This window comes from Jiangella muralis, assembly GCF_001270745.1.
Lineage (GTDB): Bacteria > Actinomycetota > Actinomycetes > Jiangellales > Jiangellaceae > Jiangella > Jiangella muralis.
In genome coordinates, this window is the sequence record NZ_KQ434751.1 from 233,517 (window position 1) to 257,292 (window position 23,776).

Annotated in this window: 26 protein-coding genes; 10 read left to right on the forward strand and 16 right to left on the reverse strand. The window is 74.1% G+C overall.

The window, feature by feature from the left end:
* The first annotated feature begins 24 nt into the window (after positions 1-24).
* Positions 25-1,365 carry a peptidoglycan DD-metalloendopeptidase family protein gene (locus ACW62_RS01020; protein ID WP_053202219.1) on the forward strand — a complete coding sequence of 447 codons (1,341 nt, stop codon included), beginning with the start codon at positions 25-27 and terminating at the stop codon, positions 1,363-1,365.
* Between the two features lie 173 nt (positions 1,366-1,538).
* Here the strand turns inward: ACW62_RS01020 and ACW62_RS01025 are convergent, their stop codons facing one another.
* Both ACW62_RS01025 and ACW62_RS01030 read right to left on the reverse strand, forming a co-directional pair.
* Positions 1,539-2,390: an undecaprenyl-diphosphate phosphatase gene (locus ACW62_RS01025; RefSeq protein ID WP_053202220.1), complete on the reverse strand. Its 852-nt coding sequence runs from the start codon at positions 2,388-2,390 to the stop codon at positions 1,539-1,541.
* A 25-nt stretch (positions 2,391-2,415) separates the two neighbouring features.
* Positions 2,416-3,465 carry an LLM class F420-dependent oxidoreductase gene (locus ACW62_RS01030; RefSeq protein WP_053202221.1) on the reverse strand — a complete coding sequence of 350 codons (1,050 nt, stop codon included), beginning with the start codon at positions 3,463-3,465 and terminating at the stop codon, positions 2,416-2,418.
* An 87-nt stretch (positions 3,466-3,552) separates the two neighbouring features.
* Here ACW62_RS01030 and ACW62_RS01035 point away from each other — a divergent pair, with 87 nt between their 5' ends.
* Positions 3,553-4,527 carry an aldo/keto reductase gene (locus ACW62_RS01035; RefSeq protein WP_053202222.1) on the forward strand — a complete coding sequence of 325 codons (975 nt, stop codon included), beginning with the start codon at positions 3,553-3,555 and terminating at the stop codon, positions 4,525-4,527.
* On the opposite strand, the gene ACW62_RS01040 is transcribed toward ACW62_RS01035, so the two are convergent.
* From ACW62_RS01040 to ACW62_RS01045, 3 genes are all read right to left on the reverse strand, one after another.
* Positions 4,524-5,987 (reverse strand): MFS transporter, encoded by a 1,464-nt coding sequence (locus ACW62_RS01040; protein WP_053202223.1) that lies wholly within the window; start codon positions 5,985-5,987, stop codon positions 4,524-4,526. The genes ACW62_RS01035 and ACW62_RS01040 overlap by 4 nt on opposite strands.
* A gap of 82 nt (positions 5,988-6,069) precedes the next feature.
* Positions 6,070-6,249, reverse strand: coding sequence for a hypothetical protein (locus ACW62_RS33695; protein ID WP_157574265.1), 180 nt, complete (start codon positions 6,247-6,249; stop codon positions 6,070-6,072).
* A 106-nt stretch (positions 6,250-6,355) separates the two neighbouring features.
* Positions 6,356-6,964, reverse strand: coding sequence for a hypothetical protein (locus tag ACW62_RS01045; RefSeq protein WP_157574267.1), 609 nt, complete (start codon positions 6,962-6,964; stop codon positions 6,356-6,358).
* A 42-nt stretch (positions 6,965-7,006) separates the two neighbouring features.
* Between ACW62_RS01045 and ACW62_RS01050 the strand changes: the two genes are divergently transcribed.
* Positions 7,007-7,234 (forward strand): DUF5703 family protein, encoded by a 228-nt coding sequence (locus ACW62_RS01050; protein ID WP_053202225.1) that lies wholly within the window; start codon positions 7,007-7,009, stop codon positions 7,232-7,234.
* A 31-nt stretch (positions 7,235-7,265) separates the two neighbouring features.
* Here ACW62_RS01050 and ACW62_RS36415 read toward each other — a convergent pair whose 3' ends face one another.
* Genes ACW62_RS36415 through ACW62_RS01070 form a run of 5 tightly spaced genes read right to left on the reverse strand, consistent with a single transcriptional unit; the run spans position 7,266 to position 11,126 of the window.
* Complete coding sequence (locus tag ACW62_RS36415; protein WP_083459097.1) at positions 7,266-7,376, reverse strand: LPXTG cell wall anchor domain-containing protein; 111 nt, start codon at positions 7,374-7,376, stop codon at positions 7,266-7,268.
* Between the two features lies 1 nt (position 7,377).
* Positions 7,378-8,706, reverse strand: coding sequence for a M20/M25/M40 family metallo-hydrolase (locus tag ACW62_RS01055; protein ID WP_053202226.1), 1,329 nt, complete (start codon positions 8,704-8,706; stop codon positions 7,378-7,380).
* Positions 8,703-9,410, reverse strand: a complete 708-nt coding sequence (locus tag ACW62_RS01060) for a YqeB family protein (protein WP_053202227.1) — start codon at positions 9,408-9,410, stop codon at positions 8,703-8,705. Before ACW62_RS01060 ends, ACW62_RS01055 begins: the two co-directional genes overlap by 4 nt.
* Positions 9,411-9,429: 19 nt before the next feature.
* Positions 9,430-10,221: an ABC-2 transporter permease gene (locus ACW62_RS01065; protein WP_053202228.1), complete on the reverse strand. Its 792-nt coding sequence runs from the start codon at positions 10,219-10,221 to the stop codon at positions 9,430-9,432.
* Complete coding sequence (locus ACW62_RS01070; protein WP_053202229.1) at positions 10,221-11,126, reverse strand: ABC transporter ATP-binding protein; 906 nt, start codon at positions 11,124-11,126, stop codon at positions 10,221-10,223. The genes ACW62_RS01065 and ACW62_RS01070 overlap by 1 nt, the downstream gene beginning before the upstream one ends.
* 132 nt (positions 11,127-11,258) lie before the next feature.
* On the opposite strand from ACW62_RS01070, the gene ACW62_RS01075 reads away from it, so the two are divergent.
* The 3 genes from ACW62_RS01075 (at position 11,259) to ACW62_RS01085 (ending at position 14,170) form a co-directional block, all read left to right on the forward strand.
* Complete coding sequence (locus ACW62_RS01075) at positions 11,259-12,527, forward strand: sensor histidine kinase (RefSeq protein WP_053202230.1); 1,269 nt, start codon at positions 11,259-11,261, stop codon at positions 12,525-12,527.
* Positions 12,524-13,198, forward strand: coding sequence for a response regulator (locus ACW62_RS01080; protein ID WP_053202564.1), 675 nt, complete (start codon positions 12,524-12,526; stop codon positions 13,196-13,198). Before ACW62_RS01075 ends, ACW62_RS01080 begins: the two co-directional genes overlap by 4 nt.
* Positions 13,199-13,576: 378 nt before the next feature.
* A complete protein-coding gene (locus ACW62_RS01085) occupies positions 13,577-14,170 on the forward strand; it encodes a dihydrofolate reductase family protein (RefSeq protein ID WP_053202231.1) in 594 nt (197 codons plus the stop codon).
* 192 nt (positions 14,171-14,362) lie between these two features.
* Here ACW62_RS01085 and ACW62_RS01090 read toward each other — a convergent pair whose 3' ends face one another.
* Positions 14,363-14,926, reverse strand: coding sequence for a GNAT family N-acetyltransferase (locus ACW62_RS01090; protein WP_169791960.1), 564 nt, complete (start codon positions 14,924-14,926; stop codon positions 14,363-14,365).
* 77 nt (positions 14,927-15,003) lie between these two features.
* On the opposite strand from ACW62_RS01090, the gene ACW62_RS01095 reads away from it, so the two are divergent.
* Positions 15,004-15,504 carry a DUF1203 domain-containing protein gene (locus ACW62_RS01095; RefSeq protein ID WP_053202232.1) on the forward strand — a complete coding sequence of 167 codons (501 nt, stop codon included), beginning with the start codon at positions 15,004-15,006 and terminating at the stop codon, positions 15,502-15,504.
* A gap of 41 nt (positions 15,505-15,545) precedes the next feature.
* The gene (locus ACW62_RS01100) at positions 15,546-15,869 is read left to right on the forward strand and encodes a DUF2171 domain-containing protein (protein WP_053202233.1); all 324 of its coding nucleotides are present in this window, start codon (positions 15,546-15,548) and stop codon (positions 15,867-15,869) included.
* Here ACW62_RS01100 and ACW62_RS01105 read toward each other — a convergent pair.
* From ACW62_RS01105 to ACW62_RS01115, 3 genes are read right to left on the reverse strand one after another with little or no spacing between them, the layout of a single operon-like run.
* Positions 15,851-16,633 (reverse strand): cytochrome d ubiquinol oxidase subunit II, encoded by a 783-nt coding sequence (locus ACW62_RS01105; protein ID WP_053202234.1) that lies wholly within the window; start codon positions 16,631-16,633, stop codon positions 15,851-15,853. The genes ACW62_RS01100 and ACW62_RS01105 overlap by 19 nt on opposite strands.
* Entirely contained in the window at positions 16,630-17,796 is a 1,167-nt protein-coding gene (locus tag ACW62_RS01110; RefSeq protein WP_053202566.1) for a cytochrome ubiquinol oxidase subunit I, read from the reverse strand. The genes ACW62_RS01105 and ACW62_RS01110 overlap by 4 nt, the downstream gene beginning before the upstream one ends.
* Positions 17,797-17,800: 4 nt before the next feature.
* Positions 17,801-19,945, reverse strand: a complete 2,145-nt coding sequence (locus ACW62_RS01115; RefSeq protein WP_053202235.1) for an MMPL family transporter — start codon at positions 19,943-19,945, stop codon at positions 17,801-17,803.
* Between the two features lie 160 nt (positions 19,946-20,105).
* Here ACW62_RS01115 and ACW62_RS33700 point away from each other — a divergent pair, with 160 nt between their 5' ends.
* Both ACW62_RS33700 and ACW62_RS01125 read left to right on the forward strand, forming a co-directional pair.
* Complete coding sequence (locus ACW62_RS33700; protein ID WP_157574271.1) at positions 20,106-20,882, forward strand: hypothetical protein; 777 nt, start codon at positions 20,106-20,108, stop codon at positions 20,880-20,882.
* Positions 20,882-22,027 (forward strand): hypothetical protein, encoded by a 1,146-nt coding sequence (locus ACW62_RS01125; protein ID WP_053202237.1) that lies wholly within the window; start codon positions 20,882-20,884, stop codon positions 22,025-22,027. Before ACW62_RS33700 ends, ACW62_RS01125 begins: the two co-directional genes overlap by 1 nt.
* Here the strand turns inward: ACW62_RS01125 and ACW62_RS01130 are convergent.
* On the reverse strand, positions 21,988-22,653 hold the full coding sequence (locus ACW62_RS01130; protein ID WP_053202238.1) for a response regulator: 666 nt from the start codon (positions 22,651-22,653) through the stop codon (positions 21,988-21,990). The two genes, ACW62_RS01125 and ACW62_RS01130, sit on opposite strands and share 40 nt — an antisense overlap.
* Positions 22,650-23,768: a sensor histidine kinase gene (locus tag ACW62_RS01135; RefSeq protein ID WP_053202239.1), complete on the reverse strand. Its 1,119-nt coding sequence runs from the start codon at positions 23,766-23,768 to the stop codon at positions 22,650-22,652. The genes ACW62_RS01130 and ACW62_RS01135 overlap by 4 nt, the downstream gene beginning before the upstream one ends.
* Between the last annotated feature and the right edge of the window lie 8 nt (positions 23,769-23,776).

The window sequence follows — 23,776 nt, forward strand, 5'->3', positions numbered from 1 at the left end:
ATGCGGTTCCTCAGACGTCGCCACGTGGCGGCCATCGCGGCCACCGCGGGCCTCGCGCTCGCCGCCACCGCAGGGCCCGCCGTCGCGGCACCCGTCACCACGCCGCCGCCGACTCCCCCGGCCACCCAGCCGCCGGTCCATCCGCCCACCGACGACGCACCTGCCGACGTCCCGCCCGGCGAACTCCCGCCGGGCACCGTCGCGCCCCCGCCGGTCGAGGCGCCGCCCGCGCCGGGCGACCCCGAGTCCGCGTACTCGCAGGGGCTGGAGGGCGCCCAGACCGTCGCCGTCGCCGAGGCGCAGCGGCTGCTCGCGCAGGTGATGGCCGACCTCGGCTCGGCGCAGGAGGTGTTCACCACCGCCTCCGCGGCCGCCGACGACGCCCGCGCCAACGACGTCCACGCCCAGCAGCAGCTGAAGATCTCGACCGAGTCGGTGGCGCGCACGCAGCGCGAGATCGACGACCTCGACACCCGCGCCGCGGCCACCCGCAACACCATCGGCACCATCGCCCGCGAGGCGTACCAGGGCAACAACCTCGCCGCCATGGGCGTCGTCCTCGGCGCCGAGACGCCCGACGACCTCGCGTCGCGCTACATGGGCATGCGGACGCTGCTGCGCACCGCCGACGGCGCGCTCGGCGAGATGGCGAACACGCAGGCCGAGCTGGCCGACGCGCACGCCCAGCTGGAGGGCCAGCGGCTGCGGCTGGAGTCGGTGGCCGGGCAGGCCAGCCAGTCGCTCGCCGCGCTGGAGACGGCCGAGGCGGCGGCGCTCGCGGCCCGCCAGGTCGTCGACAACACACAGACGCTGGTCGAGGGCGCCGTGCAGGCGGCGGCCGACGCCCGGCTGGAGGACTACCAGCGCTACATGGAGCTGCTGCAGCAGTCCACCGAGGTCGGCGAGCTGCTGGCCACGGCGAACTACGGTCCGGGCTACGGCACCGGCACGTTCACCCGGCCGGCCACCGGCCCGACGACGTCGGAGTACGGCCAGCGGCTGCACCCGATCCTCGGCTACGTGAAGATGCACACCGGCCTCGACTTCGGCCGCGGCGACGGCCGCATCTACGCCGCCGACGCCGGCACCGTCATCGAGGCGCAGTGGAACAACGCCTACGGCAACATGGTGATCGTCGACCACGGCATCGTGAACGGCCAGCGGCTCACCACCATGTACGCCCACCAGTCCGACCTCATGGTGGCGCCCGGCCAGCGGGTCGAGAAGGGCCAGTACATCGGCAACATCGGCTCCACCGGCTACTCCACCGGGGCGCACCTGCACTTCGAGGTCCGCCTCGACGGCCAGCACACCGACCCGTGGCCGTGGGTGGCCAGCGCCCCGCTGCCCGGCGGCACGTCCTAGCGGCACGTCCTAACGGCGCGTCCCGGCGGGGCGGCGGCCGGAGGCTGACGGGAGCCGTTCAGGCGAGGTGACACCAGCGCCAACAGTTGGCGCTGTCGTCACCACGCCCCGCGACAACCCCGGCACCGCGGCGGGGCGCGGTCGGGCACGGGACGCGCACGACCAGGGTCGGCCTACGCGCTCCAGGTCCCGGTCGCCAGCATCGCGAAGGTGAACAGGCCGAGCCCGACGCGGTAGATGATGAACGGCGCGAACGACCGCTTCTCCAGCCAGGACATCAGCCACGCGATGACGGCGAAGCCGACGCCGAACGCGACGACGGTGGCGAGGATCGTCGGGCCGGCGCCGTAGGCCGACCCCTCGTCCATCGCGCCCGGCCACTCGAAGATGCCCGAGCCGAGCACCGCGGGGATGGCCAGCAGGAACGCGAACCGGGCCGCCGCCGCGCGGTCCAGGCCGAGGAACAGCCCCATGCTGATCGACGCGCCGGACCGGGACACGCCGGGGATCAGCGCCATCGCCTGGGCGAACCCGATGAGGATCGCGTCCTTGTAGGTGAGGTCGGCGACGGTGCGGTCCTTGCGGCCGACGCGGTCGGCGATGCCGAGGATCACGCCGAGCACGACCAGCGTCGTCGCGATGATCCAGAGCGAGCGGAAGTCGTCGCGGATGACGTCCTGCAGCACGTAGCCGAGCGCGCCGATCGGGACGGTCCCGATGATGACGAACCACCCCATGCGGGCGTCCTGCGGGTCGTACGACGCGCGCCGGCGGCGGCCGCGCGACGCCTCCCGGCCACCGGCGAGCGACCGGAACCAGGCGCTGACGATGCGGCCGATGTCGCGGGCGAAGTAGAGGATGACGGCGGTCTCGGTGCCGATCTGGGTGACGGCGGTGAACGCGGCGCCGGGGTCCTCCCAGCCGAACAGCTCCGGATAGATGCGCAGGTGCGCACTGGACGAGATGGGCAGGAACTCGGTCAGCCCCTGCAGCACGCCCAGCACGACGGCCTGGAACCACTCCATGTGATGCGTCGACTCCCTCTGGTGGTCAGGATGCCAGGCCGGCGGCGTCCAGCGCCTCGGCGACGGTGCGCAGCGCGGCCAGGCGCGCCTCCAGCGGACCGGCGTGCGCCGCGACGGACAGCGTGGTGACGCCCGACTCGGCGTAGGCGTGCAGGCGGTCGCGGATGCGCTCGGGCGGGCCGATCAGCGCCGTCCGGTCGACGAACTCCAGCGGGACGGCGGCCGCGGCCTCGCGGTGCTTGCGGTCCAGGAACAGGTCCTGGACGGTGCGCGCGGCGTCGCCGAAGCCCATGCGCACGGCCAGGGCGTTGTAGAAGTTCTGCGTGCGGCTGCCCATGCCGCCGAGGTACAGCGCGGAGTAGGCGCGCACCGGCTCGGCGCACGCCTCCAGGTCGGCGCCGACGGACACCGGGACGGTCGGCACGACGTCGAAGCCGTCCATGGTCTGCCCCGCCGCCGACCGCCCGGCCCGGATGAGGTCCAGCGACTCGGCGGCGTGCTCGGGCGCGTAGAAGACGCCCAGCCAGCCGTCGGCGATCTCGCCGGTCAGCTCCAGGTTCCGCGGCCCGATCGAGGCGAGGTACACCGGGATCTCCGGCCGGACCGGATGCACCGTCAGCTGCAGCGCCTTGCCCGGCCCGTCCGGGAGCGGCAGCCGCCAGTGCTCGCCGTCGTAGGCCAGCCGCTGCCGCGACAGCGCCAGCCGCACGATGTCGACGTACTCGCGGGTGCGGGCCAGCGGGTGGTCGAAGCGGACGCCGTGCCAGCCCTCGGAGACCTGCGGCCCGGACACGCCGAGGCCGAGCCGGAACCGGCCGCCGGACAGGCTGTCGAGCGTGGCCGCCGTCATCGCCGTCGTGGCCGGGGTACGGGCCGGGATCTGCATGACGGCGCTGCCGACGTCGATGCGCTCGGTCTGCGCGGCCACCCAGGCGAGCACCGTCGGCGCGTCGGACCCGTACGCCTCGGCCGCCCAGACCACGGCGTAGCCGAGCTCGTCGGCAGCCCTGGCCAGCGCCAGGTTCTGCGCGTTGTCGCCGCCGCCCCAGTAGCCCAGGTTCAGCCCGAGCCGCATCCGTCACCTCCCGCAAGACACTCCGGGCGACTCTACCCGTCGGTGCGGCGCGGCCCGAGCCCGCGCCGCACCCGGTAGCCTCACGGCGTGGAACAGCGACGACTCGGGGGAAGCGGGCTGTCCGTCTCGCGGCTGGGGCTCGGAACCATGACGTGGGGACGCGACACCGACCAGCACGACGCACGGGAGCAGCTGAAGGCGTTCGCCGACGCCGGCGGCACGCTGGTCGACACCGCGGCGGCGTACGGCAACGGCGAGAGCGAGAGGTTGATCGGCGCACTGCTCGACAGCGCGGTGTCGCGGGCGAACCTGCTGGTCGCGACGAAGGCCGGCGGCGGGCGGCCGGGTGGCCCGGGGCGCGTCGACGTGTCCCGGCGGGCGCTGCTGGACCAGCTGGACGACTCCCTCGACCGCCTCGACCTCGACTACGTCGACCTCTGGCAGGTGGCCGCGTGGAGCGACGCCGCGCCGATGGAGGAGACGCTGGGCGCACTGGAGCACGCCGTCGCGTCCGGACGGGCCCGCTACGCCGGCGTGTCCAACTACGCCGGCTGGCAGACCGCGGCCGCCGCCGTCCACCAGCGCGCCGTCGCCGGCACCCAGGCGCCGCTGGTGTCGACGCAGGTCGAGTACTCGCTGCTGGAGCGCGGCGTCGAGCGCGAGGTGCTGCCGGCGGCGGCGCGGCTCGGGCTCGGTGTGCTGGCATGGTCGCCGCTGGGACGCGGCGTGCTGACCGGCAAGTACCGCAGCGGCACCCCGGCCGACTCCCGCGCCGCCACCACGCACTTCGCGCCGTTCGTCGACAAGTACCTCGACGCCCGCTCGGCCAAGATCGTCGACGCCGTCTGCACCGCCGCCGACGGCCTGGACGCGCTGCCGCTGGAGGTCGCGCTGACATGGGTGCGCGACCGGCCCGGCGTCGCCGCCGCCGTCGTCGGGGCGCGCACGGCCGGCCAGCTGCGCGACGTCCTCGCCTCCGACGACCTCGAACTGCCGGCCGAGATCCGGGCCGCGCTGGACGAGGTGTCGGCGGTGGAGCTGGGCTACCCCGAGGCGCGCTAGGCGCGGTCGGCCTCGAGTTGCGGGCACGTCACCGAGGCGTGCCGGCGCGCGAGCGGGGTGACCGGCCGGGCCGCCTGACGGGGTAGCCCGAGCCAGCCGGTCACCCCGCCGGCCAGGAACAGGCCGGCGCAGATCAGCATGCCGGCGCCGTAGCCCTGGTCGAGCCCGTCCGGGTTCTCCGTGGCGTCCGCCGGCAGCCCGGCCAGCAGCGGCAGCGCCGCGACCACGAGCAGGCCGGCCACCCGGGCCACGCCGTTGTTGACGGCGCTGGCGACGCCGGCGCTGCGGTCCGGGACGGCGCTGAGCACGGCGGCGGTGACCGGCGGGGTGATCAGCGGCACCCCGATCCCGATGAGGACGACGACCGGCAGCACGTCGCCCAGGTAGTCCGCGCCGGCGCCGATCCGGGTCGACAGCACGAGCGCGGCGGCGCACACCAGCGAGCCGGCCAGCAGCGGCGTCCGAGCGCCCAGGCGGGTCGTCAGCTCGCCGCCGTACGGCGACAGCAGCAGCGTCAGCACCGGCAGCGGCAGCAGCGCCAGGCCCGCCGTCCACGCCGAGAACCCGGCCGTCACCTGCAGCTGGATCGGCAGCAGGAAGAACGCGCCCGCGAGCGCGCCGTACACCAGGAAGCTGGCCAGGTTCGCGGCGCTGAACTGGCGCGACGCGAACAGGCTCAGCGGCAGCATCGGCGCCGGGCTGCGCCGCTCGACCAGCAGGAACGCGGCGAAGACGGCCGACGAGGCCAGCCCGATCGCGAGCGCCGGCCAGCCCGCCGCCGTCTGCGTCAGCGCGAACGTCAGCCCGGCCAGCGCCGTCACCGCGAGCAGCCCGCCCACGACGTCGAAGCGCGGCGGCCGGCCCGGGACGCGGCTCTCCGGCACCCGGGTCACCAGCAGCACCGCGAGCACCGCCGCCAGCGGCACGTTGACGAAGAACACCCACCGCCAGCCGGCAGCGTCGACGAGGCCGCCGCCGACCAGCGGGCCGGCCGCGCCCGCCACGCCGCTCGTCCCGGCCCACCAGCCGATCGCCCGGTTGCGGTCGTCCGGATGGAAGGCGTTCTGGACCAGCGCCAGCGACCCGGGGACGATCAGCGCGCCGCCGATGCCCTGCAGCCCGCGCGCCACGATCAGCACGTCCGCCGTCGGCGCCAGCCCGCACAGCAGCGACGCGGCGCCGAACCAGGCCACGCCCACCAGGTAGAGGCGGCGCCGTCCGAACCGGTCGCCCAGGCTGCCGCCCACCAGGATGAGCGCCGACAGCGTCAGCGTGAACGCGTTGACCGTCCACTGCAGTTGCGCCATCGACGCGCCCAGGTCCGCGCCGATCGACGGCAGCGCGATCGTCACCACCGTCGCCTCGAGCAGCACCAGCCCGGAGCCGGCCGCGGTGACCAGCAGCACCCAGCGCCCGGCCGGCTCGGACAGCCGCACCGGGGCGTCGGACGGGTTCGTCATGGACAGCCCTCGCACCCGACGATCGACCGGGGCGCCGCGTCGAGCCGGGGGTGCTCGACGCGGCGCTCCGGACGACCGGCTATCAGTACTCCCGGTCCGCGATCGTGTACTCCCGGTCAGCGACGACCGAGAAGTCACGGTCGTCCGGGCCCGGTCCGTACTCCCGATCCGCCACGACGGCCGGTGCCGCCGAGCCCGCGGCCGCCAGGCCGGCCAGCATCGCCGTCGCGCCGGCCAGCCGCACTGTCCCGCTGAACCGCATGGTCGTCTCCTTCGCTCGGCAGCGGTGCACCTACCCCGCCATTGAGCGCCCCGGGCGACTTCAGATCGGCGTCACCCCTGCTTCATCGCAGGTAGGGGGTGTCTCCCTAGTCGTCGGTGTGGATGATCTCGTCGACCCGGTAGACGAGGAGGTCCTCGTCGGCGACGCCGAACGGGTCGCTGGTGAGGGTCTGCTCGTCCGCCTCGCCCAGCGCCTGCACCCACACCGTCCCGCCGCGCGGCAGCAGCCCGGCCTCCTCGGCCCGCTCGTCCAGGCCGTCGACGCCGTAGGCGTGCAGCATCTGGTACAGGGCGCGGCCCGGGTGCGACACGTCGGCGACCGCGGACTCGCGCGGGTCCTGCGGGTACAGCTCGCCGTACGCCTCACGCCCGGCGACGATCAGCCGGTCGCCGTCGTCGATCTCGTAGTCGCGGCGGACCAGCAGGCCGACCACGCCCGGCTCGGACTCGAGGTCCTCGAACTCGACGCTCGGCGGCTCTTCCGGGAACTCCCACGGCGTGACCTCCTCGGTGGCGTCGTAGAGGAGGTCGTCGTAGCGGTCGGCGGCGATCCGCAACTTGTTGTACGCGGCCTGGACCACCGGGTCCGCTTCACCGGTGCGGGCCAGGCAAGCGTTGAGGTGGGCTTCCAGGGCGTCGGTGAGGTCGTCGAGCGCGGCCTGCAGGCGCTCGGCGTCGTGCGGCGGCATGGTCACAGTCGACGACCGTACCCGGTCCGGCCGTGGCAAGATACGTAAATGGAACGGTCGGCGGCGAGAAGCCTCAATTCCCGAGTCCCGGCCGCCGAGTACGAGTTCCGGCACATCTCGCTCCCCCGCACCACCTCCCGCAACGCGGCCCGCCGGCTGCTCACCGAGCAGGCGGAACACGGCCACTGGGAACTCGCTCGGCTGCACCTCCACCCCGACGGAACGCGCAAGATCGTGCTACGCCGCAAGATCATGCGGGTCCGCGCGACGCTCTGACCGTCACGGCCCGAGCGTCGCGCGTCCACCGTCAGGCTCGCCGTGCCCGCAGCGTCACCGCGGCGCCCGCCACGAGCAGGCCCAGCGCGGCCAACGCGACGGTCGTGCTGCTCGTGCCGGTGTCCGGCAGAGCTGACTTGATGTCACGCGAGGTCGAGGAAACGGTCGATGACGCGGGCGCCGAAGCGCAGGCCGTCGACCGGGACGCGTTCGTCGACGCCGTGGAACATGCCGGCGAAGTCGAGGTCGGGCGGGAGCATGAGCGGTGAGAAGCCGAAGTTGCGGATGCCGAGCAGGCTGAACGACTTGGCGTCGGTGCCGCCGGACATGCAGTACGGCACCGTGCGGGCGCCGGGGTCCTCGGCCAGTAGCGCCGCGCTCATGGCGTCGACCAGGGGGCCGTCGAAGGTGGTCTCGACCGCGATGTCGCTGACCAGCGACTCGCGCTGGACATTCGGGCCGAGCAGCTCGTCGAGGGTGGCGGCGAACTCGGCCTCCTGGCCGGGGAGGAAGCGGCCGTCGATGTAGGCCTCGGCGCGGCCGGGGATGACGTTGTGTTTGTAGCCGGCCTTCAGCATGGTCGGGTTGGTGCTGTTGCGCAGCGTCGCGCCGATGATGCGGCCGAGGTTGCCCAGCTGGCCGAGCAGCCGCTCGGGGTCGTCGGGGTCGAACTCGAGGCCGAACGCGTCGCTGGCCTCCTCGAGGAACGAGCGCACGGTGGGCGTGAGGCGCACCGGCCACTGGTACCGGCCGACCCGCGCGACGGCCTCGGCCAGCTCGGTGACGGCGTTGTTCGTGCTGACCATGGAGCCGTGGCCGGCCCGCCCGGCGACGGTCAGCTTCATCCAGTCGATGCCCTTCTCGGCGGTCTCGACCAGGTAGAGGCGGACATCGTCGTTGACGTGGAGGCTGAACCCGCCGACCTCGCTGATGGCCTCGGTGGCGCCCTCGAACAGCTCGGGCTTGTGGTCGACGGCCCAGTGGGCGCCGAGCCCGCCGCCGGCCTCTTCGTCGGCGAGGAAGGCGAGGATGAGCGGCCGGGCCGGGCGGCGGCCGGTGCGCAGGCGGTCGCGCACGACCGCCAGGATCATGGCGTCCATGTCCTTCATGTCGACGGCGCCGCGGCCCCACAGGCAGCCGTCGGCGATCTCGCCGGAGAACGGGTCGTACGTCCAGTCGGCGGCGTCGGCCGGGACGACGTCGAGGTGGCCGTGCAGGAGCAGCGCGTCGGACCGGGCCGGGTCGGCGCCCTCGACCCGGGCGACGACGGTGGTGCGGCCGGGCTCGGACTCGAACACGATGGGGTCGAGCCCGGCCTCGGCGAGCTTCTCGGCCACGTACTCGGCGGCCTTCCGCTCGCCGGGGCCGCTGCCGTCGCCGAAGTTCGTGGTGTCGATGCGCAGCAGGTCGCGGCAGAGGTCGACGACCTCGGCGTCGGCGGTGCTCTGCGGCTCGGCGAGGTTCGGCGTCATCCGCCTATCCTGGCACGCCGCCAGTACTGCCGCTTGTCCTGGTCGCGCACCACGATGCCGAGCTTGCCGAGCTCGTCGCGCAGTTCGGCGAGGTCGTCCTGCTCGCCCTTTTCCAGCGCGGTGGCCCGGGCCCGGAGGACGGCATTCGCACCGGCCGGCAGCTCCGGCTCGTCGGGCACCCAGCGGCGGTACTGGTCGCGGTGCGGGTCGCCCTCGGGCCGCCACGGATAGCCCTGCCCGGTGAACGCGGCGGCCAGCCGGTCGGCCCCGAGGTCGGACTTCTCCCGGGCCAGTTCCAGCCCGCTGCGCGAGACCAGCACCAGCTCCTTGCGGTCGGTGAAGACGGCGCTGACGTCGGCCCGGGCGATGGTGCGGGTCTTGCCGTCGCGGGTCAGCGTGACGCCGGACGGCCCGACGCCGACGCGCAGCACCTCACCCTCGGCCGTCAGCGCCAGCAGGACGCCGAGCACCGTGCCGGCGGCGACCGTCGCGATGGTGCCGCCGGGCTGCGGCAGCTCGGCGATGAACCTGATGGGCCCGAAGTCGGGGATCCACGACGTGTCGACGGCCCAGTCGGCCAGCGGCCCGACGCCGAGCCCCACCAGCGCGCCCAGCACCGGGAACCCGACCCAGACCAGCACCGCTTCCCAGCCCGGGCGGCCGACCACCGTCTCGCCGCCCGGGCCGTTCGTCGTCGCGTTCATGAGGCGCTCCTCCGGCTGCCTACTTGATCTCCGACCGCAGCACCCGCCACAGGCCGAAGCCCAGCGGGACCACCAGCCACAGTGCCAGGGACGTGCCCAGCTGGCCCCACGCCTCGCCACTGAGGCCGCCGTCGATCAGCGGCAGGGTGGTGTTGCTGAGGTCGAGCCACTCGGCCGGGGTCTCGAGCGCGGAGATGGTGCTGCCGAGGATGGTCCACGCGGTGGGCAGGACGAAGTACAGGACGATGGCCAGCGGCGTGCTCAGCAGCGCCAGGCCGAACGCGGTGCCGACCAGGACGTTGATGACCTGGAACAGGACGACGCGGCCGAAGCCCTCGGCGCCGAAGCTCCAGCTGCCGTCGGCGTCGGTGACCAGCGGGGCGATGACGTTCGCCAGCGCGGCCCAGGCCAGGCTCGCGACGACGGCGCCGATGGCCATGAGGACGGCGGCGGCCAGCTTGGACGCGATGACCCGCTCGCGCCGTGGCTCCAGCGCGAACGTGCTGAGCGTGGTGCGCTGCGACCACTCGCCGGTGACGGCCAGGATGCCGACGACCGGGAGCAGGATGCCCAGCGGCAGCTGGGCGCCGCCGAAGAAGTCGGCGAACGTGCGGTCCTCGGCGCTGCCGGTGAACATCTGGATGAGCACCATGCCCAGCGCGACCAGCGCGATGATCGCGAGCAGCCAGAAGCCGGCCCGGGTGTCGGTGGCCTTGCGCAGTTCGACGGCCGTGAGCCGGGCGAGCGACGGACGCGAGGTGCGGGCCGGCCGGTGCGTGCCGGCGGCGGGGGTGGTGGTCAGCGCGGACATCAGGCGGCATCCTTCGTCGAGTCGGCGTCGTGGTGCGAGGTGAGGCGGAGGAACATCTCCTCCAGGCCGCCGGAGTCGGCGGGGCGCAGCTCCAGCAGGACGACGCCGGCGTCGAGCGCGGCCCGCCCGACGGCCTCGGCGTCGGCGGCGACGCTGAACCCGCCGTCGCGGGTCGGCTGCACGGACAGGCCGGCCGTGGTGAGCGCCTTCTCCAGCGGCTCGGGGTCGAGCCCGCGGACGTAGAGGCCGCCGGCGTGCAGCAGGTCGTCCTTGGCGCCGTCGGCGACGATCTTGCCGTTGCCGATGACCACCAGGTGGTCGGCGACCGCCTCGACCTCGCGCAGCAGGTGGGACGAGAGCAGGACGGTGCCGCCGCGGTCGGCGAAGTCGCGCAGCACGCCGCGCATCCAGAAGATGCCCTCGGGGTCGAGGCCGTTGGCCGGCTCGTCGAGCATGAGCACCGTCGGGTCGCCGAGCAGGGCGTGCGCGAGGCCGAGCCGCTGCCGCATGCCGAGCGAGTAGTTGCCGACGCGGCGCTTCTCGGCCGTGCCGGCGAGCCCGACCAGCTCGAGCATGGCATCGACCCGCTTCTGCCCGACGCCGAGCAACTGGGCGGACAGCGACAGGATCTCGCGGCCGGTGCGGCCGGCGTGCTGGGCGGAAGCGTCGAGCAGGACGCCGATGTGGCGGCCCGGGTTGGGGAGGTCGCGGAACGCGACGCCGTTGACGGTGGCGGTGCCGGACGACGGCGGGGTGAGGCCGGCGATCATCCGCATGGTGGTGGACTTCCCGGCGCCGTTCGGGCCCAGGAAGCCGGTGACGGTGCCGGGCGCGCAGGTGAACGACACGTCGTTCACGGCGGTGAAGGCGCCGTACCGCTTCGTCAGATGCTCGACAGTGATCATGGCATCCACTCTGGCCGCGCCACCCGGCCACGCGCGTCGGCCCGAAGGCTGCCGCCGTCCTACCAAGGTCTAGGCCACGATCGACCTTCGTCGCTACCCGGTGGGGCCACTCGGCTCGTAGCGTGGTGTCTCATGACGACCCATGCGCCCGGTTCGGCCGCCAGCAGCCCCGAGCTGCCGGCGCTGCTGCCGGGCGTGCTGCGGGTCGACCCCGACACCGCCGACCCGGCCCGGCGCGGCCGGGTGCGCCGGTCGGTGCGCGACTGGATCATCGACACCCTGTGCTTCGTCATCGCGGCCCTCGTGGGGCTGTCCGCCTACGACACCGCGATGCAGACCGACCCACCCGAGCTGGTCCAGCTGCTCGACCTCGTCCTCGGCACGGCCGCCTGCCTGTCGCTGTGGTGGCGGCGGCGCTGGCCCGTGCAGCTGGCCGTCGCCACGGCGCTGCTGACCGTCGGCGTCGCGTCAGCCGCGGGCGCAGGCATCATCATGGTGTTCACGGTGGCCGTGCACCGCCGCTGGGCGGTCGCCGCGGCCCTGGCGGGGCTGCACGTCTGCTCCGGGTTCCTCTTCAACCGGATCTATCCCGACCCCGAGCTCGACTACCAGTGGGTGGCGCTGCTCACCATCTTCGGCGTCATCGCCATCACACTGTGGGGCATGCTGGTGCGCGCGCGCCGGCAGCTGGTGCTGTCGCTGCGCGAGCGCGCGCACCAGGCCGAGGCCGAGTCGGCGCTGCGGGTCGAGCGGGCCCAGCACCTCGAGCGCGAGCGCATCGCCCGCGAGATGCACGACGTGCTCGCGCACCGCATCTCGCTGCTCAGCGTGCATGCCGGCGCGCTGGAGTACCGCCCCGACGCGCCGCGCGAGGACATCGCGAGGGCGGCGGGCGTCATCCGGGCCAGTGCGCACCAGGCGCTACAGGACCTCCGCGAGATCATCGGCGTGCTCCGTGCGCCGTCGTCCGACGACGACCCCGACCGGCCGCAGCCCACGCTCGCCCAGTTGCCGGCGCTGATCGACGAGTCGCGGCAGGCCGGCATGCGGGTCACCGTCGTCGACCAGGTCGCGGGCGACGGCGCCGAGCCGCCGGCGGTCGTGGCCCGCTGCGCCTACCGCGTCGTGCAGGAGGCGCTGACGAACGTGCGCAAGCACGCCCGCGGCACCGGCGTCTACGTCACGCTGACCGGCGGCCCGGGCGGCGGGCTGGCGGTCGAGGTGCGCAACCGCATGCCGGTCGGGTCCGGCGGGCCGGGACCGGCGGCCGAGATCCCCGGCACCGGCACCGGGCTGATCGGGCTGACCGAACGGGTAGAGCTGGCCGGCGGCTCGCTGGAGCACGGAATCACGCGTGGCGGCGACTTCCGGGTGCACGCCTGGCTACCGTGGCCCGCATGACGTCCGAGGCCGCCACCGCCGTCACCCGCATCCTCATCGTCGACGACGACGCCCTCGTGCGGGCGGGGCTGTCGATGATGCTGGCCGGGGTGCCCGACCTCGAGATCGTCGGCGAGGCGTCCGACGGCGCCGACGTGCCGGCCATGGTCGAGGCGGCCCGCCCCGACGTCGTGCTGATGGACATCCGCATGCCGCGGGTCGACGGGCTGGCCGCCACCGAGACGCTGCGCCGGCGCGCCGACCCGCCGGAGATCGTCATCCTCACCACCTTCGACACCGACGACCACGTGCTGCGCGCGCTGCGGGCCGGCGCCACCGGGTTCCTGCTGAAGGACACGCCGCCGGGCGACATCGTCGCGGCGGTCCGGCGGGCCGCGGCCGGCGAGCCGATCCTGTCGCCGTCGGTCACCCGGCAGCTCATCGCGCACGTGTCCGACGGCGACGGCGGCGGCCGGACGCAGCGCGCCGAGACCCAGCTGGCCGAGCTGTCCGAGCGGGAGCTGGAGGTCGCGGTCGCCATCGCGCACGGCCGGTCCAACGCCGAGATCAGCGCGGAGCTGTTCATGAGCGTCGCGACGGTGAAGGCGCACGTGTCGCGGGTGCTGACGAAGCTCGGCCTCAACAACCGCGTGCAGATCGCGCTACTCGTGCACGACGCCGGGCTGGTCTAGAGGTGTCCCGGGGCTACGGCCGTAACGTTGGCCGTTGTCCGCACGTGGGCCGTCCCCCTGCTGCCCATTTCTCAGCCGCGGCACCGCGCCTCAAGCGGACTTGTGGGGCGCTTCGCGCGGGCGAAGGTCCGCTTGACCCGCACGCACGCGGTCTAAGTGCGGGCAGAGCCCGCCCGGGTGCACCGTTCGCCGTTGTCTGGTGGCCGTTTGGTCGTCCTCGATTCCCGGAGCCAGAGCGTCGACGTCACTCGCGTGGTGGGCGCCGCCGCGGGTGAAGTGGGGCGTGCCCAGACTGCCCCCGTCCCCTGGAACGATGAGTTCCGCGGCCCGGCGCGGTCTGATCTGCAACGGGCACGTGGACACGGCCAGGAGGCTCCGATGGGTGTCGTCTTCTCCAGCTTCACCATGTCGCTCGACGGCTTCGTCGCGTATCCCGACGACTCCGTCGGCGCGCTGTTCGACTGGTACACCAGCGGCGACGTCGAGGTGCGGCCGGCCGGCTACCCGATCACGTTCAAGATGTCCGCCGCCAGCGCCGCCTACTGGCACCAGAACGAGACCGAGGGCGTCTTCATCGCCGGGCGGCGGATCTTCGACCACGCCAACGGCTGGGGCGGCAAACCACCGAACGACTCGCCCACGTTCGTGGTGACCCACCGGCCGCCACCGGAGAACTGGCCGCCCATCCCGGACGCCCCGTTCACCTTCGTCGGCAGCGTCGAGGAAGCCCTGGAGCGGGCCCGGACCATCGCCGGCGACAAGGACATCGGCGTCGCCGGCCCGAACATCGTCCAGCAATGCATCAACCTCGGCGCGCTCGACGAACTCCGCGTCGACCTCGTCCCCATCCTCATGCACGACGGCGTGCGCTACCTCGACCACCTGCACGACCAGCAGACGACACTCGAGCTACTACAAGTGGTCGAAGGCCAGCAGGTCACCCACCTGCGCTACGCCGTCACCTACGGCTGACCGCGGCGAGATGAGCTCCCCAGACACACCTAGGGTGTGTCTCCCAAGTCCATGGCCTACTGCGCGACGCCCAGGCGGCGCCTCGCTGCGTTCTCGTCAGTCGCCATAGAACCCCGCTATGACTCCCTCCTCGGCCTTGCGAGGCATCCACCTGAACGCCGCTGGCTACGGCCGAGACTTGGGAGACACACCCTAGACCGGCCGCTCCGCCCACTCGCGGGCCAGGATGGCGTAGTCGTACTCGCTCCGCCACGCGCCCTTGACCTGCTCGTTCTCGATGAGGTGGGCCTCGCGGCGCATGCCGAGCCGCTCCATCAGGCCGGCGGACGCGGCGTTGTCGGCGTCGCAGCGGCCGATGACGCGGCGGAAGCCGAGGGTGTCGAAGGCCAGGCCCAGCATCGCCGTGGCGGCCTCCCGGGCGTAGCCGTTGCCGTGGTGCTCGGGGTGGAACGCGAAGCCGACCTCGGCGCACCCGCGCTGCCGGCTGACGACGTGCAGGTGCACCTCGCCCACGTAGGTGTCGTCGGCGGTGCGCAGGACCGCGAGGTCGAGCGCGTCGTCGTCGTTCGCGGGCGCGGACTGCTGCAGGCGCCGGCCCAGCCGCTCGATGGCGTAGCCGCGCGGCCACGGCTCCCAGAGCATGTACCGGGCGACGTCGGGGTGGGCGTGCAGGCGATGCAACTCGTCGAGGTCGGTCTCGACGTGGCGGCGCAGGGTCAGGCGTTCGGTGGTCAGCGGGAGCGAGAGTTCAGCCACCGCGCCATCGTAGACACGGCCCACGCCGCGTCCGATTCCCGCCAGCACGTCCGGCCCGCGGCGGCGACGCTGGGGTCATGGACACGTACGAGTACCGCGCGATCCCGGCCGAGGTCACCGCCCAGTTGCGCGAACGCGACGACGCCTGGGTGACCCGCGAGCCGTTCATCGACGACGAGGGTGGCGCGCCGCTGCGCTGCTGCCTGACCCGCAGCGTCCCCGGCGACAACCTGGTGCTGGTGACGTACGCGCCGCTGCGCCGGTGGGCCGAGGAGCACGGCGCCGAGCCGGGCGCCTACGACGAGACCGGCCCGGTGTTCCTGCACGCGCGGGAGTGCGCCGGCCCGCGGCACGACGGCTTCCCGGCCGGCGTCGCGTCGTCGCGGCGGGTGTTCCGCGGCTACGACAAGCGCGGCCACATCGTCGGCGGCCGGCTGGTCTCCCCCGCGAACGGGCACGCGGAGGAGGTCGCGGCGGCCGCGCTGGACGACCTGTTCGCCGACCCGGCGGTCGAGGTCGTGCACGTCCGCGCCGTCGAGTTCGGCTGCTTCCACGCCGAGGTCCGGCGTCCGGCCTGACCACGCCGCGTGTCCGCGCCGCGATCGGGTACGGGCCGGGCATGACGGATGAGAACGGCGCCGCCGACCGGCTCGGCGAGGTGCGCGAAGGGATGACGGTGGTGGACGCTCTCGGCGAGGAGCTGGGCACCGTCGCGGAGGTCCGGCTGGGCGACCCCGGAGCGGTCACCGACGCCGGTCAGCGACCGGATGCGGGCGGCGGCGACCTGCCGGACGAGGAGGCCGCCCGGCTGCGCCGCACCGGCTACCTGCGGGTCGACCGGATCCTCGCCAAGGACCTCTACGCCGCGGCCGGCGACGTCCACCGGGTCGACGGCGAGATGGTGCGGCTGCGCGTCCCCGCCGATCAGCTCTCGCCCGGCTGACCCGGTGCCACCGCGGCGACGCGGTGGCGGAACACCCGCCAGGTGACGACCTGGCCGGCCAGCAGCAGCGGCAGCACGGCGTAGAGCGCCGGGACCAGCAGCCGCAGCGTCGCGTCGTCGGCGGCCGACCCGGACAGCCCGATCCGGGCGCCGGCCGCCACGACCAGCACGGCCAGCATGGCCGCCGTCACCGCGAAGGTCGCCCGGTCCCCCGCCCCGCCCGTGACGGCGCGGGCCCGCTCCAGCGGCCGGCCGGTCAGCCGCAGCCGCGCGAACGCGAGCCCGTGCACGGCGAACAGCCCGACGACGACGGCGGCGATCAGCGCGACCCCGGCGCCGCCCGCGACCGAGTCCGTCACGCCGGTCAGCAGCCCGGCCAGGATCCAGCCCCAGGCGCCGGCCACCGTCCACGACCCGGCCGTCACCGCGACGTCGCAGGCGACGTGCGCCACCTGGGTCCGCGCCCACAGCCCGACGTCGCGGACGATCCAGCCGGCGACGAGCGCGACGATCAGCGGGAACAGCCCCGGGAACAGCCGCGCCTCCAGCCCGGGGAACGCGCCGATCAGCAGCCCGGCCGTCGCGACCAGCCACACCTCGTGGGCCAGGAAGAACGGCACGATCGCGGCGACGACCCGCCGCCGCTCCCGCTCGTCCCGGCCGAGGAACGGCAGCAGCATGCCGGCGCCGATGTCGGCCCCGCCGAGCACGAGGTAGCCGGTGGCGAAGAACCCGAGCAGCACCGCGGCCAGCGTCTCCGTCATACGAGCACCTCCAGCGGCGCCGCCACCGGGTCCGGGCCGCGCCGCGCCTGCCGCGCCAGCAGCCACCCGTTGACGGCGATGAGCACCGCGAACACCCCGACGAAGGTGACGAACGAGAACCGGATCGCCGCCGGCGACACGTCGGACAGCGCGTCGCGCGTGGTCAGCAGCCCGTCGACGACCCACGGCTGGCGGCCCACCTCGCGGAACACCCAGCCGGAGATCATCGCGATGTACGGCAACGGGATCGCCGCGATCAGCGCGACGTGCCACAGCCGGGCCGTGACGATCACCCGCCGAGACAGCGCCAGCGCCACGTTGAGGAACGAGAAGAAGAACATCGCCGCGAACGCCGTCAGCATGAGCAGGGCGCCCACCCGGGCCAGCCCGGCGCCGCCGGAGAACGCCTCCCACTTGTGCGGCTGGATCTCCTCGATCAGCTGCAACTGCCGGCCACCGGTCGCCGCGGACAGGAACAGCGCCGGCGCCGCGACGAACACCCCGATGCGCAGCGACCGGCCGAAGAACTCCTGCTCCGGGGTGCGCCGCAGCAGGTGCCACGCGCTCACTCCGGCGAGGAGGAACCCGGCCGTGACGAGCGCGCCGGCCAGCACGTGCCAGAACGCCTGCAGCGTGCTCGGGTTCGTCAACACGGCCGCGGCGTCGGTGAGCCGCAGCCCGTCCGGGCCCGGCGCCGCCCCGACCGGGTGCTGCATGAATCCGTTCGCGACCAGCACCCAGTAGGCCGACGCGTACGCCGTCAGCGTCACGATCCAGATCGCGGCGAGGTGCGCCCAGCGGTTCAGCTTGTCCCGGCCGAAGATCCACAGCCCGAGGAAGGTCGACTCGACGAAGAACGCGACCAGCGTCTCCATCGCCAGCGACGCGCCCACGACGTTGCCGGCGAAGTGCGTCAGCCCGCTCCAGTTCAGGCCGAGTTGGAACTCCATGACCAGCCCGGTGAGGATGCCCATCGCGTAGTTCGTCACGTAGAGCCGGCCCCAGAACCGGGTCATCCGGCCATGGATCTCGCTGCGCCCGACGGTGGCCCGGGTCTGCAGGACGGCGACGACGGTGGCGAGGCCGAGCGTCAGCGCGACGAAGAGGAAGTGGGCGCCCGCGGTCAGCGCGAACTGCAGGCGCGCCAGTTCCAGCACGTCCATCCGGCTACCCGGCTCGCCCGGCGGTGACGGCGTCGGCGTCACCCCGCGCCGGCGGCTCGGGCCGCTCCAGCGCGATGTGCGGGAGGATCCGGTCCAGCCAGCGCGGCAACCACCAGGCCCGCTCCCCCAGCAGGCTCATGACGGCCGGGACGATCAGGCAGCGGATGACGACGGCGTCGAGGAACACCGCGACCGCGAGGCCGAGGCCGAACTGCTGCAGCATGCGGTCCGGGCTGAGCAGGAACGCCCCGAACACGACGACCATGATCGCCGCCGCGGCCGTGATCACCCCGCCGGTCGCGGCCAGCCCTTCGCGGACGGCGCGGACGGCGTTGCCGGAGCGGCGCCACTCCTCGTGCATGCGCGACACCAGGAAGACCTCGTAGTCCATCGATAGGCCGAACACGATCGCGAAGATCATCACTGGGACGAACGCCTCGACCGGGCCGGCCGGCACACCGAACAGCCCTTCGCCGAAGACCAGCGTCACGACGCCCAGCGACGCGCCGATGCTCAGCAGGTTCAGGATCGCCGCCTTCACCGGCACCCAGATCGACCGGAACACCGCCATCAGCAGCAGCGCGGACAGCCCGACGACGACGGCGACGAACAGCGGCAGCCGGTCGCTGACGGCGGCGGCGAAGTCCTCCGCGGCCGCGGTCGAGCCGCCGACCAGGTACGTCGCGCCGGTGTCGGACTCCAGCGGCGGCAGCACGTCGTCGCGCAGCCGGTGCACGAGGTCCGCGGTCCCGGCGTCCTGCGGCGCGGTCTCGGGGAACGCGACGACCAGCGCGAGGTCGGTGTCCGGCAGCGGCTGCGGCGGCACGACGCCCGCGACGCCGTCGGCCTCCTCCAGGGCGGACGCCAGCGCGGCGCCGCCGTCGGACGCACCCTCGGCCAGCACGATCAGCGGCCCGTTGAAGCCCGGGCCGAAGCCCTCGGCGAGCAGGTCGTAGGCCTGCCGGCTGGTCGCCGACGCGTCCTCGTTGCCGGCGTCGGCGAACCCGAGCCGCATCCCCAGCGCGGGCGCGGACAGCGCCAGCAGGACGGCGACCGCGGCGACCAGCGGGGGCAGCGGCCGCCGCCGGACCGCGTCGGCCAGCCGCCGCCACCGGGCGCCGGGCTGGTGCTTGGACCGCTGGGCGTGCGCGAGGATGCGCTTCTCGATCCGCCGGCCGAACACGGTCAGCAGCGACGGCAGCAGCGTCAGCGAGGCGAGCATGGTGACGAGGACGGTGAGCGCGACGGCCAGCGCCACGCCCTGCAGCGACCCGAGGCCGAGCGCGAACAGGCCGAGCAGCGCGATGATCACGGTGCAGCCGGCGAAGATGACCGAGCGGCCGGCGGTGTCCAGCGCGGTGCGGGCGGCCCGTTGGCGGTCGGCCCCGGCCAGCAGCTCGGAGCGGTACCGGGCGAACACCAGCAGCGCGTAGTCGATGCCGACGCCGATCCCGACCAGCATCATCAGCGGCGCGGTGTACGTCGCGATCGTGACGACGTTGGACAGCAGCACGATGACGCCCAGCGTCGAACCCACCGCGAACACCGCGGTGATCAGCGGCAGCGTCGCGGCCAGGAACGAGCCGAACATGAACACGAGGATCACCAGCGCGGCCAGCATCCCGGCGCCCTCGGCGGCCCCGCCGGCGGACTCCTCGGCGCCGCGGACGGCGTCGCCGCCCAGCTCCACCCGCAGGCCGTCGCCGTCCGCCGCCTGCGCGGTCTCGATGATGTCCCGGACGGCGTCGGCGGGCACGTCCGTGGCGGAGCCGTCCAGCGTCACCGTCGCGTACGCGATGGTCCCGTCCGCCGAGATCGCCCCCGGCGCGTCGAACGGCCCGGCGACATCGACGACGTGCGGCAGCGCGCTGAGATCGCCGAGCATCGCGTCGACCCGGTCGCGCTGCGCCTCGACGCCGTCGCCGTCCTGCAGCACGACCTGGACGGAGTCGCCGGCCTGCGCGGGCGCGGCGTCCTCCAGCGCGTCGGACAGCTGCTGCGACTCGGTGCCCGGCAGGCCGTGGTCGTCGTGGTAGTCGTCGCCGACGGCCTGTGACAGCACCGTGACGCCGGCCAGCACGACCAGCCACAGCCCGATGGCCAGCCAGTGGTGCCGCTGTGACCAGGCGGCGAGCCGTTCCAGCCTCATGTTCGTTCCTTCCACGTCCGTGCGGGGTGCTCCGACATTGACGAGGATCGGGTGACGGCACGGCCCGGCGCGTCCGGCTGGAGCGGACACCCGACCTACATCCCGGGTTGTGGTCTAGGGGTGATCACGTACGCCGGAAGTTGTCTAGGATGACTGCCCCGTGGGTACCCCCGACATTCCCCCACCCCCTCGTCCCGGGCCGCTCGCCCGGGTGCGGCACTGGCACCGCACCCTGGGCACCGGCAACCGGCTGGCGTTGTACGCGCTCGTCCTGACGGCCGGCGGCCTGGTGGTCCCGCTGGTGGCGGCCGGGTGGACGGCGCTGACCGGACCCGGCGTCGGGGTGCTCGTCGACCAGTCCGACAGCGCGTGCGAGTCGGTGTGGACGGTGCCGCCGGGCAACGAGGAGCTGGCCGCCGAGGTCGGCGCGAACACCGACGCCCGCCAGCTCACCCGCTGGGCCCGCGACGGGCGGCTCGTGCACCGCGACGACCTGCGCGCGGCGGTGAGCCTGCGCAGCCGCGACTCCCCGATCGAGATCCGCGACCTCTCCATCACGGTGCTGAGCCGGACCGACCCGGCCGCCGGCGGCGCGGTGGGGCCTGGCGGCTGCGGTGGCGGCGAACCCGACGACGAACCCGACTTCGTCGTCGTCGACCTCGACACCCTCCCGGTCGGCGCCGAGGTGCCGGTCAGCTACCTGCAGACCAGCGACCAGCAGGCGGAGGCGCGCGCCCTGGCCGACGAGCTGGGCGAGCAGATCACGCTGCCGCGCACCCTGCCCGCGCAGGACTTCTACTCGTTCACGCTGGTCGGCCGCACCGCCGCGTACGACACCGAGTGGCAGGCCACCATCACCTGGTGGGACGGCGAGGAGGTCCACACCGACGTCCTCGACGACGACGGCCGGCCGTTCCGCGTGACGGCGCCGAACTGATGCGCCGCCACCCGATCGGCGCCGCGCTGGCCGCGATGCTGCCGCTGCTGGTCGTCGCGGCGCTGCCGGCGCAGGTCGGCTGGGCCGAACGGCTCGGCGCGCCGGAGCGGTTCGGCGACCGGCTGCGCTTCCTCACCGTCTCGCCGACGCTGCTGTTCGGTGAGCGGTCCGGCCCGCCCGCGTACCTGCTCGAGCTGCTGTGGGCGGCGCTGTTCCTGACGCTGCTGCTGGCGGCGGCGTGGCGACTGGCCACGGCGGTGGCCGACGACTGGACCCGGCCGTTCGTGCTGCTCCCGGCGCTGACGGTGCTCGCGCCGGTGGCCAACCTGGCCGCGCTGCTGGTCGTGCACGCGGGCGGGCTGACGACGGACGCGACGGGCCGCGGCGCGGCGCTGGCCCGGCTGCTGACCGACGCGCAGAACGCGTCGGCGCACGTCATGCTGGTGGGCCTGGCCGGCGGGCTGGCCGTGCTGCTGACGCACGCGGAGCGGCTGTGGCCGCGCGGCGACGACGGCACGCCGCTGGTGAACCGCGAGACGGCCCTGACCGTGCTGCGCGGGCCGCTGCCGACGCTGTGGCGGCGCATCGGCGTGGCGCTGCTGGCCGCCGCGCTCGCCGTCCCGGCGATGAGTGTCGCCGGTGACGTGGTCGCCGCGGTGGCCGAGCCGGTCGCGCGGCTGTGGTGCGCGGGCAGCCCGCCCGGCAATGCCTGCGTGCCGGCGCTCACGGGGCTGGCCGGCGCCGAGCCGGTGCAGCTGTCGCACCTGCTGCTGGACCCGGGCCGCGAGCGGCTGCTGCGGATCTACACCGTCCAGGTGTTCCTGCTGGTCTTCGCGGTGGCGTACTTCCAGCTGCACGCCCAGCCGCTGCGGCACCGGCCGGCGACGACGCTGCTGGTGGTCTGGTTCGCGTACACCGCCGCGGTGGTGGCGCGCGAGGGCGTCGTCGACGCGAGCCTGGACATCGCGGACGAGCCGGGGCTGCCGGGCCTGCTCGGGCTGCTACTGCCGCCGGGCGGGCTGGCGTCGACGCTGCTCGCCGCGCCCGCCGTCGCCGTGACGTTCGCCGCCGGGCACGCGCTGGTGACGCGGCTGCGGCGAGGCCGTCAGCCCAGCCAGCCGGGCGTGACCAGCCCGGCCTCGTAGGCGAGCACGACCAGCTGGGCGCGGTCGCGGCTGTCGAGTTTGGTGAGGATGCGGCTGACGTGCGTCTTCGCGGTGGCCGGGCTGAGCACCAGGCGGTCGGCGATCTCGTCGTTGGAGAGCCCGGCCGCGACCAGTTCGAGCACCTCGCGCTCCCGCTCGGTCAGCGCGTTCAGCCGGCTGTTCGGCATCGGTTTGGCGGCCCGGCCGGCGATCTCGGAGATCAGCCGCCGGGTGACGGATGGCGCGATCAGGGCGTCGCCGCGGGCCACCACGCGGACGGCATGGATCAGCTCCATCGGCTCGGTGTCCTTGACGAGGAAGCCGCTGGCCCCGGCCCGCAGTGCGCCGTACACGTAGTCGTCGAGGTCGAACGTGGTGAGGATGACGACGCGCACGCCGGCCAGCGCCGGGTCGGCGACGATCTGGCGGGTCGCCTCCAGGCCGTCCAGTTCGGGCATCCGCACGTCCATCAGCACGACGTCCGGGCGCAGCTCGCGCACCAGCGTCAGCGCTTCGGCGCCGTCGGCGGCCTCGCCGAGGACGTCGAGGTCGGGCTCGCCGTCGAGGATGGACCGGAACCCGGCCCGGACCAGCCGCTGGTCGTCGGCCAGCAGCACGGTCGTCATGCCGGCCCACCGTACGGCAGCCGCGCGGTGACCCGGAAGCCGCCCTCGGGCCGGTCGGCCGCGTCGAGGGTGCCGCCCAGCGCCTCGGCCCGCGACCGCATGCCGTCGATGCCGCTGCCGTCGCCGGCCCGGGCACCGGCGCCGCGCCCGTCGTCGCTCACGTCCACCGTCACATCCTGGCGCCCGTAGCCGATGCGGACCGCCACCCGCCCCGCACCGGCGTGCCGGGTCGCGTTGGTGAGCGCCTCCTGGACGATCCGGTACGCCGCGAGGTCGACGGCCGGCGTCAGCCCGACCGGTTCGCCGTCGGTGCTGACGTCGACGGCCAGCCCGGCGGATCGGCTGCGCTCGGCCAGCTCCGGCAGCCGGCGCAGGCCGGGCGTGGGCGCCGTCGGTGCCTGCTCGTCGACCTGGCGCAGCACGCCGAGGGTGCCGCGCAGCTCGCGCAGCGCCTCGCGACTGGTCTCCTTGATCGCGGCCAGCGCCGCGGCGGCCGGGCCGTCGTCGCCGTCGCGGGACAGGGCGTGCAGCGCGGCGCCGGCCTGGACGTTGATCAGCGAGATGTTGTGCCCGAGGACGTCGTGCAGCTCGCGGGCGATGCGCAGCCGCTCCTCCGTCGCCCGGCGGCGCAGCGCCTCCTCCCGCTCGCGCCGGGTGCTGTGCAGGAGCGCCCCGATGGCGACAGCCGCGACCAACCAGCTGACCAGCAGGAACATCCCGGCGTCGCCGAGCGGGGACTCGTCGGTGCCGTACTCGCCGAACGCCGAGCCGGCGATGGCCAGCCCGCCGATAGCCGCCGCCGCGACCGTCCGGCCCGCCGACGCCAGCGAGTAGAGGGCGATGATCAGCGTGATCAGCAGCGCGCCGTCGGGGTTGACGGCCGGGTAGTAGATCATCGACGCGACCAGCGTGACGACCGCGACCCCGACCGGGAACCGGCTCCGGAACACCAGCGCGCCACAGCCGGCCACCATCAGCAGCCAGCCCAGCGCCGGCACCGGCCGCAACCCGTCGGCGCCGGTCACGGTCGTGAGCACCACGAACACGCCGACGGCGGCCGCCAGCAGGACGTCGGCGCGGGCGCCGTGCCGCCACGATTCCCGGGAGCCGTTCATGCCCGCAG

Coding starts and splice junctions, on each gene's coding strand:
- ACW62_RS01025 (WP_053202220.1), bottom strand. CDS start 2,390: ATGGAGTGGTTCCAGGCCGTCGTGCTGGGCGTGCTGCAGGGGCTGACC.
- ACW62_RS01030 (WP_053202221.1), bottom strand. CDS start 3,465: ATGCGGCTCGGGCTGAACCTGGGCTACTGGGGCGGCGGCGACAACGCG.
- ACW62_RS01040 (WP_053202223.1), bottom strand. CDS start 5,987: ATGACGAACCCGTCCGACGCCCCGGTGCGGCTGTCCGAGCCGGCCGGG.
- ACW62_RS33695 (WP_157574265.1), bottom strand. CDS start 6,249: ATGCGGTTCAGCGGGACAGTGCGGCTGGCCGGCGCGACGGCGATGCTG.
- ACW62_RS01050 (WP_053202225.1), top strand. CDS start 7,007: ATGGAACGGTCGGCGGCGAGAAGCCTCAATTCCCGAGTCCCGGCCGCC.
- ACW62_RS01055 (WP_053202226.1), bottom strand. CDS start 8,706: ATGACGCCGAACCTCGCCGAGCCGCAGAGCACCGCCGACGCCGAGGTC.
- ACW62_RS01060 (WP_053202227.1), bottom strand. CDS start 9,410: ATGAACGCGACGACGAACGGCCCGGGCGGCGAGACGGTGGTCGGCCGC.
- ACW62_RS01065 (WP_053202228.1), bottom strand. CDS start 10,221: ATGTCCGCGCTGACCACCACCCCCGCCGCCGGCACGCACCGGCCGGCC.
- ACW62_RS01070 (WP_053202229.1), bottom strand. CDS start 11,126: ATGATCACTGTCGAGCATCTGACGAAGCGGTACGGCGCCTTCACCGCC.
- ACW62_RS01075 (WP_053202230.1), top strand. CDS start 11,259: ATGACGACCCATGCGCCCGGTTCGGCCGCCAGCAGCCCCGAGCTGCCG.
- ACW62_RS01080 (WP_053202564.1), top strand. CDS start 12,524: ATGACGTCCGAGGCCGCCACCGCCGTCACCCGCATCCTCATCGTCGAC.
- ACW62_RS01085 (WP_053202231.1), top strand. CDS start 13,577: ATGGGTGTCGTCTTCTCCAGCTTCACCATGTCGCTCGACGGCTTCGTC.
- ACW62_RS01095 (WP_053202232.1), top strand. CDS start 15,004: ATGGACACGTACGAGTACCGCGCGATCCCGGCCGAGGTCACCGCCCAG.
- ACW62_RS01100 (WP_053202233.1), top strand. CDS start 15,546: ATGACGGATGAGAACGGCGCCGCCGACCGGCTCGGCGAGGTGCGCGAA.
- ACW62_RS01105 (WP_053202234.1), bottom strand. CDS start 16,633: ATGACGGAGACGCTGGCCGCGGTGCTGCTCGGGTTCTTCGCCACCGGC.
- ACW62_RS01110 (WP_053202566.1), bottom strand. CDS start 17,796: ATGGACGTGCTGGAACTGGCGCGCCTGCAGTTCGCGCTGACCGCGGGC.
- ACW62_RS01115 (WP_053202235.1), bottom strand. CDS start 19,945: ATGAGGCTGGAACGGCTCGCCGCCTGGTCACAGCGGCACCACTGGCTG.
- ACW62_RS01125 (WP_053202237.1), top strand. CDS start 20,882: ATGCGCCGCCACCCGATCGGCGCCGCGCTGGCCGCGATGCTGCCGCTG.
- ACW62_RS01130 (WP_053202238.1), bottom strand. CDS start 22,653: ATGACGACCGTGCTGCTGGCCGACGACCAGCGGCTGGTCCGGGCCGGG.
- ACW62_RS01135 (WP_053202239.1), bottom strand. CDS start 23,768: ATGAACGGCTCCCGGGAATCGTGGCGGCACGGCGCCCGCGCCGACGTC.